We start from the raw sequence: 13,493 nt of genomic DNA, 5'->3' as shown, positions 1-13,493 counted from the left end.
GGGGATTGCAGGGGATGAAGCAAAAGCATGTCGCTGTACTCATGGGCGGATTCTCGTCCGAGCGGCCTGTCTCCCTGTCGTCAGGAAAAGCCTGCGCCGACGCGCTCGAGCAGGTCGGCTACCAGGTCACCCGGATCGACGTCGATCGCGATGTCGGGGCTGTGCTTTCGGCGCTCAAGCCCGATGTCGCTTTCAATGCTCTTCACGGCCCGTTTGGCGAAGATGGGACGATCCAGGGCGTGCTTGAATTTCTCGGCATTCCCTACACCCACTCCGGTGTCCTTGCCTCGGCGCTGGCGATGGACAAGGAGCAGTCGAAGAAGATCGCCAAGGCGGCCGGAATTCCGGTTGCCGAATCCCGGGTCCTCGATCGTTTCTCGATCGGCAACGAACATCCGATGAAGCCGCCATATGTGGTCAAGCCTGTGGCGGAGGGTTCGAGCTTCGGCGTCGTCATCGTCAAGGAAGATCAGTCGCATCCGCCACAGGTGATATCGTCGTCGGAGTGGCGCTATGGCGATACCGTGATGGTCGAGCGCTACATCCATGGGCGCGAGCTGACCTGCGCCGTGATGGGCGATGTGGCGCTCGGCGTGTGCGAGATCATTCCGACCGGTCACGCCTTCTACGATTACGATTCAAAATATGTCGCCGGCGGATCAAAGCACGAATGCCCCGCGAAAGTTTCACCGAATATTTACCAAAAAATACAAACACTGGCGCTCAAGGCTCACCAAGCGATCGGTTGCCGGGGCGTTTCCCGGTCTGACTTCCGGTACGACGACCGACATTCCGAAAACGGAGAGGTTGTCTGGCTGGAGGTCAATACCCAACCCGGCATGACGCCGACGTCGCTGGTGCCCGAGATTGCTGCCCAGGCTGGGCATTCGTTTGGTGAATTGTTGAGTTGGATGGTGGAGGACGCTTCGTGCTTGCGTTGAAGTCGGGAAATGGCAGGGGGGTGCGCGGCGCGATGCCGAGTCTCTTCGGGCTGTCCCTGTCCGCGGAGCATTTCGTGCTGCCGCGGCTGCTGCGCAAGCCTGTTCGCATCCTGTCCCGAGTCGGGCGTGGGGAGTTCACTCCTCCACCCTATGCCGCGTCGATGCTGACGGTTTCGTTCCTGGCTGCAAGCTCGCTGTACGGTGCCTATGTCGGTGGTCATTTCCCGGCACTTGTCCAGGGCGTGACGGCGCGCAGCGGTTTTGCCGTCGATCAGATCAAGGTCTCCGGCAACCGCGAAACCTCGGAGATCGATATCCTCGACAAGCTCCAGCTCGATGGCTGGACCTCGCTCGTCGGCTTCGATCCGGAAGAGGCGCGCGAGCGCATCGTTGCCCTGCCATGGGTTCGCTCCGCCGCCGTGCGCAAGGTCTATCCCGGCACGATGGAAGTCCGGATCGAGGAGCGCGAGGCGTTCGCGATCTGGCAGAATGGCAATCAGCTCAGCGTCATCGAGAAGTCGGGTGCGGTGATCGCGCCCTATACGGGCGGGCGCCAGGCGATGTTGCCGCTGGTCGTCGGCTTTGGCGCGGCCGAGCGGGCCGCCGATTTCGTCGCCAAGGTCGACGCCTATCCGGAGCTCGCTGCGCGGGTGAAGGGCTATATGCGCGTCGGCGAGCGGCGCTGGGACCTGCGTCTCGACAACGGCATTACCGTCAAGCTGCCCGAGAACGGCGTCGATGCGGCGCTGACGGACCTCGTTGCGCTCGATCGCGACGATGCGTTGCTGACGCGCGATATCTCGGCCGTGGACATGCGTTTCACCGATCGTCTGGTGGTGCAGCTCACGCCCGAGGCGATGGAGCGCAGGCAGGCCGAACTGAAGGCGAAGCCTAAGGTCGTCAAGTCGACGGCAGGGAAGAGAATATGAGCTGGTTGGGCGGTCAAAAGGATCCTGTATCGCGCCGCTCGGGCATCCTTACGGTGCTCGACGTCGGTTCGAACAAGGTTTGCTGCGTGGTCGCCAAGCTCAAGCCGGCCGAGGGTAGTCACCTGCTGAAGGGGCGCACCCACCAGGCCCAGGTCATCGGCATCGGCCATCAAAAGTCGCAGGGCGTGAAGTCGGGCGTGGTCGTCGACCTCGATCGCGCCGAGCATGCCATCCGGCTGGCCGTGGACGCGGCCGAGCGCATGGCCGGCCTGACCGCGGACTCGCTGATCGTCAATCTATCGGCGGGCCGGATCAAGAGCGAGGCGTTTTCGGCGACCATCAATCTGGGCGGTCATGAGGTCGAGGACGCCGACGTCAAGCGCGTGCTGGGCGCCGGCGCCAAGCAGGCGCTTCGCTCCGAACGCGAGGTCATCCATTCGCTGCCGGTTGCCTTTTCGCTCGACGCAGAGCGTGGCGTGCGCGATCCGCGCGGCATGGTCGGCGATACGCTCGGTGTCGACATGCACGTGCTCACAGGCGATTCCGCGCCGATGCGCAATCTCGAGCTCTGCATCAACCGCTCGCACCTGTCGGTCGAGCATCTGGTTGCCACGCCTTATGCAAGCGGCCTTGCGGCGCTGGTCGACGACGAACTCGAAATGGGCGCGGCCTGCATCGACATGGGCGGCGGCACGACCACGCTTTCGGTGTTCGCCGAGGGCCGCTTCGTTCATGCTGACGCCATTCCTGTGGGCGGCAATCACGTCACCATGGATCTCGCCAAGGGGCTGTCGACGCGTCTCGACGATGCCGAGCGGCTGAAGGTGATGCACGGCTCGGCGCTGCCCGGCAGCGCCGACGACCGCGATCTCATCAGCATCCAGCCCATCGGCGTCGACGACAACGAAGTGCCGCTGCAGATCCCGCGGTCGGTGATGACGCGCATCATTCGCGCCCGCATCGACGAAACGCTGGAGCTTCTGCGCGACCGGCTGAACAAGTCGGGCTACGGCAACGCCATTGGCAAACGCGTGGTGCTCACCGGAGGCGCCAGCCAGTTGGTCGGCCTGCCGGAAGCGGCGCGCCGCATTCTCGGTCGCAACGTTCGCATCGGCCGCCCGCTCGGCGTGGCAGGCCTGCCGGAAGCGGCCAAGGGGCCGGCCTTCGCGACGGCGGTCGGGCTTCTCATCTACCCGCAGATGGCCGGTATCGAGAGCCAGTCTGCGAAAGGGATTTCCCGTTACAGGGCAACGGGAACTGGCGGAAAACTGCATCGCATGAGTCAGTGGTTGAGAGACAGTTTTTAGGAATTGACGGGGACAGCCCCATAGACGGCCGCAACGGCGCTGCGGCTCGACAGGCAAAAAGGACGAGGACAATGACGATCAATCTGCAGAAGCCGGACATCACCGAGCTCAAGCCCCGCATCACCGTGTTTGGTGTCGGCGGCGGCGGCGGCAACGCCGTAAACAACATGATCACCGCCGGCTTGCGCGGCGTCGAGTTCGTGGTGGCCAACACCGACGCGCAGGCGCTGACGATGTCGAAGGCCGAGCGCCTGATCCAGCTCGGCGCGCACGTCACCGAGGGCCTCGGCGCCGGTTCGCAGCCAGAAGTCGGCCGCGCCGCCGCCGAAGAGTGCATCGACGAGATCATCGATCACCTGGCCAACACCCATATGTGCTTCGTCACCGCCGGCATGGGCGGCGGCACCGGTACGGGTGCCGCGCCCGTCGTTGCCCGCGCCGCGCGCGAAAAAGGCATCCTGACCGTCGGCGTCGTCACCAAGCCGTTCCACTTCGAAGGCCAGCGCCGCATGAAGACGGCCGACTACGGCATCGAAGAGCTGCAGAAGTGCGTCGATACGCTGATCGTCATCCCGAACCAGAACCTGTTCCGCCTGGCCAATGACAAGACGACCTTCGCCGACGCCTTCGCCATGGCCGACCAGGTGCTGTACTCGGGCGTCGCCTGCATTACCGACCTGATGGTCAAGGAAGGCCTGATCAACCTCGACTTCGCCGACGTCCGCTCGGTGATGCGCGAAATGGGCAAGGCCATGATGGGCACCGGCGAAGCTTCGGGCGAGGGCCGTGCAATGGCCGCCGCCGAGGCAGCTATCGCCAACCCGCTGCTCGACGAGACCTCGATGAAGGGCGCCAGGGGCCTGCTGATCTCGATCACCGGCGGCCGCGACCTGACCCTGTTCGAAGTCGACGAAGCGGCGACCCGCATCCGCGAGGAAGTCGACCAGGACGCCAACATCATCCTGGGCGCGACCTTCGACGAAGACCTGGAAGGCGTCATCCGCGTGTCGGTCGTTGCGACGGGCATCGACAAGTCGGCCGCCGACATCGCCGCTGCACCGCTGACCATCCGCCAGACAGCGAAGCCGGCGCCGCGTGCGGTCGAGGTTCGCCCGGCGCCGCAGCAGGCTGCTCCGATCGAGCAGCCGCGCGCCGAAGTGCGCAGCAATGACCCGATCGCCGAGGCCATTCGCCTCGCCGAAACCAACGCAGCCGCCATGGCGCCGCGCCCGGTCGCGCCGGCGGAGGAGTTCCGTCCGCAGAGCAAGCTGTTCCAGGCGCCTCCGGCAGCCCCGCAGCCGCAGCCCCAGGCCTACCAGCCCGCGCCGCAGCAGCAGTTCCATCAGCCGGCATCGCAGCCGGTCGTGCAGCCACAGGTTGCGCCGCAGCGCGAGATGATCCAGCCGGCTCCGGTGCAGCAGCGCATGCCGCGCGTCGAGGACTTTCCGCCGATGGTGAAGGCCGAGGTGGAAGCCAAGGCGCAGCCGGTCGACCATGAGGATCGCGGTCCGATGGGCCTGCTCAAGCGCCTGACCAGCGGTCTCACCCGCCGTGAAGAAGAGCCGGCACGCCTGCAGCCTGCGCAGCCGCGCGAGCCGAAGCTGCGCCAGCCAGCGCCCGAACAGCGCCGCCCGGTGAGCCAGGAAGCGCAGCTCTACGCGCCGCGCCGTGGCCAGCTCGACGAGCATGGCCGCCTGGCGCCGCAGGCCCGGACTCAGGAAGACGACCAGCTGGAGATTCCGGCGTTTCTTCGTCGGCAAGCCAACTGATCTGTGAACGAGTGGTAACACTGATTGAAAGGCGGGCGTCTCGACGCCCGCCTTTTGATGTGAAAAGGTCAGTCAAATCATAAGGTTGTCGAGGCGAGTCGATGCGCCCTGGCAGTTACACAGAGTAAGAAACCGTGATTTGGAGTCTCACAACCGGAAGACTATCTTCGCGCCGACTAAGGTCGCTCGGGCGGTGCTGTGGGGATGAGGTCCCGTCATCGAGTTTGTCTAGATCCGTATGCCGTAATCGGGCGAAGCGGGCGTGACATGATTGGGCATATGGGGATCAAGTTGCAGGACTATCAGACAACACTCAAATCGCGCGTCTCCCTGACGGGCATTGGCGTCCATAGCGGAAAGCCCGTGTCTATCCATTTCGCGCCGGCTGATGCCGACACGGGCGTGGTATTTCAGGTTGCTGGCCAAGAGTTCCGTGCAATTGTGTCAGAAGTGGGTGCAACGGATCTTTGCACCTTGCTCGGCGACCCCGCCGGTGTCCACATCGCGACGATCGAACACCTGATGGCTGCCCTGTTCGGCCTCGGCATCGACAATCTGCTGATCGAAGTCGATGGCACCGAAGTGCCGATTCTCGACGGCAGCGCGGCTCAGTTCGTCGAAGCCATCGACCAGGCCGGCATCGAAATCCAGGGCGTCAAGCGTCGCTATATCCGCGTGGTCAAGCCGGTTCGCATCGAAAGCGGCGCATCCTGGGCCGAGTTCCGCCCTTATGGCGGCACGCGTTTCGAAGTCGAGATCGATTTCGAGAGCCCGGCTATCGGCCGGCAGTCGTTTGCCTCCGACATCAACGACGACATTTTCCGCCGCGAGATTTCGCGCGCCCGCACCTTTGGCTTCATGAAGGATGTCGAGCGGCTGTGGGCAGCGGGCTATGCGCTCGGCTCGTCGCTCGAGAACTCGGTGGTCATCGGTGACGACAACCACATCATCAACATGGAAGGCCTGCGGTTTTCCAACGAATTCGTGCGCCACAAGACGCTCGACGCCATGGGTGACCTGGCGCTCGCCGGCGCGCGCTTCATCGGCTGCTTCCGCTCCTATCGCGGCGGCCACAGGCTCAACGCAGCTGCCCTGCGCCGCCTGCTGTCCGACCATTCGGCGTTCGAGGTCGTCGAGACGAATCGCCGCGAGCGCGGTCGTTCGGCCGAGTTGATTGCCGTCAGCGCCGCCGTCCACGCGCCCTGGACGCTCTGACATCGACACGTCGCGGGGAGGCGGTGTGGCCCTGCTGCACCACTCGGCCGGCGAATCGGCTTGTTCCGGGGCATGCCACAAAATTGCGCGATTGGCGGCTGATAGCGTTGCCCGGCACGGCCAGTTGTGATCTATGGCCAGTTGCCTAAAAAGCGAAACAGCGCCAAAGGGGCGGAACTCTGTGATGTCATTGATACAAGCCGATCGATTGAAATTGCGCGTCAAGCCCCTGGCCGTTGCGCTCTCCCTCATCGTTCCGGCCGTTGCGCTCTCCGGTTGCATGTCGGGCGAGGCCGACGTCGACCTGGCTAGCTATGTCGAACAGACCGAGCCGGCGGACGTGCTCTACAATCAGGGCCTAGCCAACCTGAACGCGGGTCGCCTGAAGGAGGCCAGCCGCAAGTTCGAGGCTGTCGACCGCCAGCACCCGTATTCGGAGTGGGCGCGCAAGTCGATGGTGATGGGCGCCTTCGCCAGCTATCGCCAGGGCTCCTACGAGGAGGCCGTCAATTCGGCCAAGCGTTATCTCGCGCTCTATCCTTCCACCGACGACGCCGCCTACGCGCAGTACATCATCGGCCTCAGCTACTTCCGCCAGATTCGCGACGTGACGCAGGATCAGAAGGAGGCGCGTCGCACCATCGAGGCGATGACCGAGGTCGTCCAGCGCTGGCCCGAGTCGGAATATGTCGACGACGCCAATGCCAAGATGCGCTTTGCCCGCGACCAGCTCGCCGGCAAGGAAATGCAGATTGGCCGCTATTATCTCGAGCGCCGCGAGTTCATCGCTTCGGCCAAGCGTTTCCGCAACGTGGTCGAGAACTACTCGAACACGCGTCACGTCGAAGAGGCGCTCGCCCGTCTGGTCGAGACCTATTATGCGATGGGCCTGACCTCGGAGGCGCAGACCGCTGCAGCCGTGCTCGGCCAGAATTACCCCGACAGCCAGTGGTACAAGGATTCCTACAAGCTTCTGCAGACGGGCGGCTTGCAGCCGCGCGAGAATGCGGGCTCGTGGATTTCCAAGGCCGGAAAGCTGTTCTCCGGCGCCTGACCAGAAATAGATGCTCGCTCGCCTATCGATCCGCGATATCGTCCTGATCGAACGGCTGGACATCGATTTCGCCCCCGGCTTGTCCGTGCTGACCGGTGAAACCGGCGCCGGCAAATCCATTCTTCTCGACGCATTGTCGCTCGCGCTTGGCGCGCGCGGCGATGCTTCGCTTGTCCGCCACGGTGCGACGCAAGGGCAGGTGACGGCGGTGTTTGACGTGCCGCGCAACCATCCGGTGCGCGGGCTCCTGGCTGAAAACGCCATCGAGGACGATGGCGACATCATTCTCCGGCGGGTGCAGACGGCAGACGGGCGGACGCGGGTCTTCGTCAACGACCAGCCATCCAGCGTCACCCTGATGCGCGACATCGGCCGCGCGCTGGTCGAAATCCACGGCCAGCACGACGACCGCGCGCTGGTCGATGCCGGTGCGCATCGCGACGTGCTCGATTCCTTCGGCGGCCATGTCGGCGAGGCGAGGGCCACGGGCGACGCCTGGAAGCTGTGGCGACATGCCGAGCAGGAGCTGTCACGCCATCGGGCGCGGGTGGAAGCCGCGGCCCGCGAGGCCGAATATCTGCGCGCCGCGGTGGGGGAACTGGGCAAGCTCGATCCCCAGCCCGGCGAGGAAAGCGAACTCGCCGAACTGCGCGCGGCGATGATGCGCGTCGAAAAGATCGCGTCCGAAATCCAGGACGCGCAGGACGTGCTGTCGGGCTCGTCGTCGCCGTTGCCGCAACTCGCCAGCCTGTTGCGCCGGCTGCAGCGCAAGGCGGCAGAGGTGCCCGGGCTTCTCGACGAGGTGGTGAAGTCGCTCGACGAGGCGATGATCTCTCTGGATGCGGCGCAGTCCGGGGTCGATGCGGCACTGCGCGCCACCGAATACGACCCGCACCGGCTGGAGAAGGCCGAGGAGCGGCTGTTTGCGCTGCGCGCCGCGGCGCGCAAGCACAGCGTTCCGGTCGATGACCTTGCCAAGCTGCGCGATACGATGGTTGCCGATCTCGCCGACCTCGACGCCGGCGAAGAACGCCTGCAGGGCCTGGAGCAGCAGGCCGCCGCCAGCCGCGACGCCTATGACCGCATCGCGGCGAACCTTTCGGAACTGCGCAAGACAGCGGCCGAAAGCCTGCGCAAGACTGTCATGGCCGAATTGCCCGAGCTCAAGCTCGAACGCGCCGAATTCCTGGTCGAGATGTCGAGCCAGACCGACAATCGCATGCTCGAAGGCATCGACCAGGTGGAGTTCTGGGTGCGCACCAATCCGGGCACGCGACCCGGCCCGATGATGAAGGTGGCGTCCGGCGGCGAACTGTCGCGCTTTTTGCTGGCGCTCAAGGTGGCGCTTGCCGATCGCGGTTCGGCGCCGACGCTGGTCTTCGACGAAATCGACACCGGCGTGGGCGGAGCGGTGGCCGACGCCATCGGCCAACGGCTGGCGCGGCTTTCCGGCCGTGTGCAGGTGCTTTCGGTGACGCATGCGCCGCAGGTGGCGGCGCGCGCGGCCACGCATTTCCTGATCTCCAAGAAGGGCAACACCGACAAGGTGGCTACCGGCATCCACGAGATGGATCGCCCGGCGCGCCAGGAAGAGATCGCCCGCATGCTGTCGGGCGCGACCATCACCGAGGAGGCGCGCGCCGCCGCGGAACGGCTGCTGCGCGAGAACACGGCCGCCGTGTCCTGACCTGCCCCAAAGGGGCAGGTTGCTGATGGCAGGAGCCTTTGCGATCCCGCTGATTTGACGTGGAATTCGCCGCCGACGGCTCCCGCCCGCGCGCATCCTGATCTATGGTGGCCGCGTTTATGCGAGGGAGAGCAGCCTTCGTTGGCCTTCTAGGGTTTGCTATGCCGATAGATCTCAGTGACGTCGAAAATGTAACAAGGCAAGAGGCTGGCGTCGAAGCGGCCAACTTGCTTAAGTTGCTAAACAAGCATGATCATGCTTATATTGTGGGTTCACCACAAATATCGGACATGCAGTATGATGTTCTAAAGCGTAAACTTGCAGTTCTATTGGCTCGCTTCCCGAGCGAGACGCTTGTTGTTGAACGGGAGTTTGTACCGTTTAGTATAATTACAAAGCTAGAAAAGAAATTAAGCGAAACAAATCAATTTGTCGGAACAAGCAAAAAGATCAATGACATTGCAGATGACTATGTATTGATTGCTCCTAATTTATACAAATCTGACTTATCCGATGTTTTTCATCAATTGTACTTCTCTGGTGGGAAGGAAATCATAAATGAAATGCATAAATTCCACAATGAGATATCGTTGCGGAACTCTGAGTCGGATAAGAGATTGTACATAAGGGATTTCTTTTCTGGGAAGATTGGAAATATCAAAGGTGATTTGGATAGGCTTCGTGATTATATCTTGTTCGCCGATGAGATGTATCACAAGTATGATAAGCCGGTTATAACCGACTCTAGTTTTGACTATTTGAAGAGACTTTACTCAGTAATTGCTGAGGAGGGGAGAAAGTATATTAGGCTGCAAGATGATTTGCAGAAAGTTGTAGGCGCCGCACCGCTGCCGACATTCGCTCCGATTGTCCATACTCGACCGATGCTGTCGCTGGACAATGCATTTTCTGATGAAGACGTTCGGAATTTCGTGGGGGCCGTCTATCGTTTTCTAGGTCGCTTTCCAGACGACTCGATCCGATTCACCTCCGAACCTAAGATTGACGGCCTTTCTATGTCGATCCGCTACGAAAACGGTCGGCTGGTGAGCGCGGCGACGCGCGGAGATGGCACGACCGGGGAAAACGTGACCGCCAACATTCGTACTATCAGTGAGATTCCGAAAGAGTTGCCGGCAGGTGCCCCAGCCATCGCTGAGGTGCGGGGTGAGGTCTATATGGCCAAGAGCGATTTCCAAGCGCTGAATGAACAGATGATAGCAGAGGGCAAGCAGGCCTTTGTCAATCCTCGTAACACGGCGGCTGGATCGCTACGACAGCTTGACGCGTCGGTGACAGAAGGGCGCAAACTCCGCTTCTTCGCCTATGCCTGGGGGGAAATGTCAGAGATGCCGGCTGACACGCAACTTGGTATGGTTGAAGTGTTTAAGCTGTGGGGTTTTCCGGTCAATCCGATGATGAAGAGGCTGGTCAAGATAGATGACATTATTGCGCATTATCGTGAGATTGGCTTAGATCGTTCGATTCTAGACTACGATATTGATGGTGTCGTCTACAAAGTTGATCAACTCGACTTGCAGGCGCGTCTTGGTTTCCGCTCCCGCAGCCCGCGCTGGGCCATTGCGCACAAGTTTCCGGCGGAGAAGGCGACGACCGTGCTGCTCGGCATCGACATCCAGGTGGGCCGCACCGGCTCGCTGACCCCGGTTGCGCGGCTGCAGCCGGTGACGGTGGGCGGCGTGGTGGTGACCAACGCCACGCTGCACAACGAGGATTACATCAAGGGCATCGGCAACAGCGGCCAGGCCATTCGCGACGAGGGCCATGACATCCGCGTCGGCGACACCGTCATCGTCCAGCGGGCGGGGGACGTCATTCCGCAGATCCTCGATGTCGTCATGGAAAAGCGGCCGGCGGATGCGCAGTCCTACCCGTTTCCGACGCGCTGCCCGGCCTGCGACAGCCACGCGGTGCGCGAGGAGGGCGAGGTGGTGCGCCGCTGCACCGGCGGCCTGATCTGCCCGGCGCAGGCGGTGGAGCGGCTTCGCCATTTCGTGTCGCGCAACGCCTTCGACATCGAGGGCCTCGGTGAAAAGCAGATCGAGTTCTTCTTCCAGTCGCAGGATCCGGCGTTGCACATCGGCTCGCCGGCCGACATCTTCACGCTGAGGCGGCGACAAGAGGGCTCGCTGACCAAGCTCGAAAACATCGACGGCTTCGGCGCGACGTCGGCGCGCAAGCTTTTCGCGGCAATCGACGACCGGCGGCAGGTCGAATTCTCGCGGTTCCTGTTTGCGCTCGGCATCCGCCACATCGGCGAGACCAACGCCAAGCGGCTGGCGCGCCACTACATCAGCTTCGATGCCTTGCGGCAGGCGGGCCAGGCCGCCGTCATGCCCGAAGGCAAGGGCGACAAGGGCAATGCCGCCTGGCAGGAATTGACCGGGATCAACGGCATCGGCACCATCGTCGCCGAGGCGGTGGTCGAGTTCTTCGCCGAGGAACACAACCGGCAGGTGGTCGACGCGCTTGTTGCCGAAGTAACTCCGCTCGATGAGGAACGCATCGGCGACGTGTCGTCGCCGGTCTCGGGAAAGACCGTAGTCTTCACCGGATCGCTGGAGAAGATGTCGCGCGACGAGGCGAAGGCGATGGCCGAAAAGCTCGGCGCCAAGGTCGCCGGCTCGGTGTCCAAGAAGACCGACCTGGTGGTCGCCGGGCCGGGGGCAGGCTCGAAGCTCAAGGCTGCCACCGACCTGGGCATCGAAGTGATTTCCGAGGACCAATGGTTCGAGCGGGTCGGGCAGGCGGGCTGAACGATCTCATGCGTGCACTTGCCATCGACTTCGAAACTGCCAACGAGCAGCGCAGCAGCCCGTGCTCGGTCGGTCTTGCGTGGATCGAGGACGGCGCGGTCATCCGCGTCGAGGAGCGACTGATCCGACCCAGGGACATGCGCTTCTCGCGCTTCAACATCGCCGTCCACGGCATCCTGCCTGAGCACGTCGAGGATGCGGCGGAATTCCCCGAGGTGATGGAGGAGTTCGAGGCGGACCTCTCCGACACGCTGGTGATCGCCCACAACGCGTCGTTCGACATGAGCGTGATCCGGGCGACTTATGCGCTGTACGGCGTCAGCTGTCCGAGCATCGATTATGCCTGCACCCTCAAGATGGCCAAGGTGGTGTGGCAAGACCTCGCTTCGCACCGGCTCAACGAGGTGTCGCGCCACATCGACTTCTCGTTCAAGCACCACAATGCGGCCGAGGATGCGCATGCCTGCGGCGAGGTGGCCCTGGCGGCAGCTCGAAAGCTGAATGTGGCGTCGCTGCGCGACCTGCCGATCAAGCTGGAGATGACGACCGGACGTCTCCATGCCGGTGGCTATACGCCCTGTTCGGTGAAGCGGGCCACGCCTTCGCGACAGAAACGCTGATCGTTGGCTCAACCGAATTGATGTGACAGCCAAAGCCGGCTGACTTATTCAAACCTCCGTGCAGGCGATGGAGCCTTGGTCGAGCTGCCCTGCGTTTCGACGTCGACCTGCATCGTGCATTCCAACAATCAAAGTTCGATCTGGGGCCGATGCGCCACGGAGGCCAAATGTCTGATCGTCGAGGTGAATTCTGGCAAGGCGCGCGGGTGAGCGTCCCGGTGGTGGTGGCGTCCGCGCCCTTCGCCATCCTGTTCGGGGCCTTGGCAATCGACAACGGCTTCAGCGTGGCCGAAGCCACCTTGATGAGCGCGACCATCTATGGCGGCGCCAGCCAGTTGGTGGGCATCGAGCTGTTCGGCCAGCATGTCGCGCCCTGGCTCGTCGTTCTGTCGATCTTCGCGGTCAATTTCCGCCACGTGCTGTATTCGGCGGCTGTGGGAAAGCACATCGACCATTGGCCATTCCTAAAGCAGGCGATCGGGTACTTCTTCCTGGTCGATCCGCAATATGCCGAAGCCGAGCGCCGAGGCGAGGGCGGCCACGAGGTCACCTTCGCCTGGTACATGGGCATGGCGGTGCCGATCTACGTGTTCTGGGTCGCCGAAAGCGCACTGGGCGCATTGTTCGGCCGGCTGATCCCCGATCCGCACGCCATCGGCCTGGATTTCCTGTTGCCGATCTATTTCCTCGGGTTGGTGATGAGTTTCCGCAAGCGCCCGCGCTGGCTGCCGATCGTCGTCGCCAGCGCCGTGGCGTCGATGGTCGCCTACAAGACGGTCGGCTCGCCCTGGCATGTCTCGATCGGCGCATTGGCGGGCGTGCTGCTGGCAGCGGCGTTGCCAGTGCGCGCCGACGATGCTGTCGATGACGAAGAGACCGTGGAGGTGGTGTCGTGAGCGCGACCCTTTGGATCATCATCGCCGGCGCGGTCGCCACCTATCTGACGCGGGTCGGCGGGCATCTCGTCATCTCGCGCTTCGAGCGCATTCATCCGCGCGTCGAGGCGGGGCTCAACGCAGTGCCGGCGGCGGTTCTGACCACTCTGGTTGCGCCTGCAGCCCTTTCAGCCGGCCCGGCAGAGCTTGCCGCCCTTGCGGTTGCGGCGGTGGTGTCGCTGCGCGGCGGGCTGATGGCGATGTTCCTGGCCGGCGCCGCCGTGCTGATTGCTCTCAGGCATTTCCTCGGCTGAGGGAT

General features: G+C 63.0%; 11 protein-coding genes. All 11 read left to right on the top strand.

Translation table 11 applies throughout. The features are described 5' to 3' along the window. The first annotated feature begins 14 nt into the window (after positions 1 to 14). The 11 genes from PCJ21_RS05585 (at position 15) to PCJ21_RS05535 (ending at position 13,488) form a co-directional block, all read left to right on the top strand. Positions 15 to 941 carry a D-alanine--D-alanine ligase gene (locus PCJ21_RS05585; protein WP_269930692.1) on the top strand — a complete coding sequence of 309 codons (927 nt, stop codon included), beginning with the start codon at positions 15 to 17 and terminating at the stop codon, positions 939 to 941. After that, positions 929 to 1,870, top strand: a complete 942-nt coding sequence (locus PCJ21_RS05580) for a cell division protein FtsQ/DivIB (protein WP_269930389.1) — start codon at positions 929 to 931, stop codon at positions 1,868 to 1,870. Before PCJ21_RS05585 ends, PCJ21_RS05580 begins: the two co-directional genes overlap by 13 nt. Continuing rightward, positions 1,867 to 3,177, top strand: coding sequence for a cell division protein FtsA (gene ftsA, locus PCJ21_RS05575; RefSeq protein WP_269930388.1), 1,311 nt, complete (start codon positions 1,867 to 1,869; stop codon positions 3,175 to 3,177). The genes PCJ21_RS05580 and ftsA overlap by 4 nt, the downstream gene beginning before the upstream one ends. Before the next feature lie 71 nt (positions 3,178 to 3,248). Continuing rightward, a complete protein-coding gene (ftsZ, locus tag PCJ21_RS05570) occupies positions 3,249 to 4,946 on the top strand; it encodes a cell division protein FtsZ (RefSeq protein WP_269930387.1) in 1,698 nt (565 codons plus the stop codon). Positions 4,947 to 5,225: 279 nt separating this feature from the next. Then, entirely contained in the window at positions 5,226 to 6,161 is a 936-nt protein-coding gene (gene lpxC / locus PCJ21_RS05565) for a UDP-3-O-acyl-N-acetylglucosamine deacetylase (protein ID WP_269930386.1), read from the top strand. Between the two features lie 184 nt (positions 6,162 to 6,345). After that, on the top strand, positions 6,346 to 7,215 hold the full coding sequence (locus tag PCJ21_RS05560; protein WP_269930385.1) for an outer membrane protein assembly factor BamD: 870 nt from the start codon (positions 6,346 to 6,348) through the stop codon (positions 7,213 to 7,215). Between the two features lie 10 nt (positions 7,216 to 7,225). Further along, positions 7,226 to 8,902 carry a DNA repair protein RecN gene (gene recN / locus PCJ21_RS05555; RefSeq protein WP_269930384.1) on the top strand — a complete coding sequence of 559 codons (1,677 nt, stop codon included), beginning with the start codon at positions 7,226 to 7,228 and terminating at the stop codon, positions 8,900 to 8,902. 161 nt (positions 8,903 to 9,063) lie between these two features. Continuing rightward, complete coding sequence (gene ligA, locus PCJ21_RS05550; RefSeq protein WP_269930383.1) at positions 9,064 to 11,679, top strand: NAD-dependent DNA ligase LigA; 2,616 nt, start codon at positions 9,064 to 9,066, stop codon at positions 11,677 to 11,679. A gap of 8 nt (positions 11,680 to 11,687) precedes the next feature. Beyond that, entirely contained in the window at positions 11,688 to 12,299 is a 612-nt protein-coding gene (locus PCJ21_RS05545) for a 3'-5' exonuclease (protein ID WP_269930382.1), read from the top strand. Positions 12,300 to 12,466: 167 nt separating this feature from the next. Beyond that, entirely contained in the window at positions 12,467 to 13,195 is a 729-nt protein-coding gene (locus tag PCJ21_RS05540) for an AzlC family ABC transporter permease (protein WP_269930381.1), read from the top strand. Beyond that, positions 13,192 to 13,488 (top strand): AzlD family protein, encoded by a 297-nt coding sequence (locus tag PCJ21_RS05535; protein WP_269930380.1) that lies wholly within the window; start codon positions 13,192 to 13,194, stop codon positions 13,486 to 13,488. Before PCJ21_RS05540 ends, PCJ21_RS05535 begins: the two co-directional genes overlap by 4 nt. The last annotated feature ends 5 nt before the right edge of the window (positions 13,489 to 13,493 follow it).

Source organism: Aminobacter sp. HY435, from assembly GCF_027568395.1.
Lineage (GTDB): Bacteria > Pseudomonadota > Alphaproteobacteria > Rhizobiales > Rhizobiaceae > Aminobacter.
The sequence above is the reverse complement of the archived record's forward strand: the minus strand, read 5'-3'. Positions and strand labels throughout refer to the sequence as shown.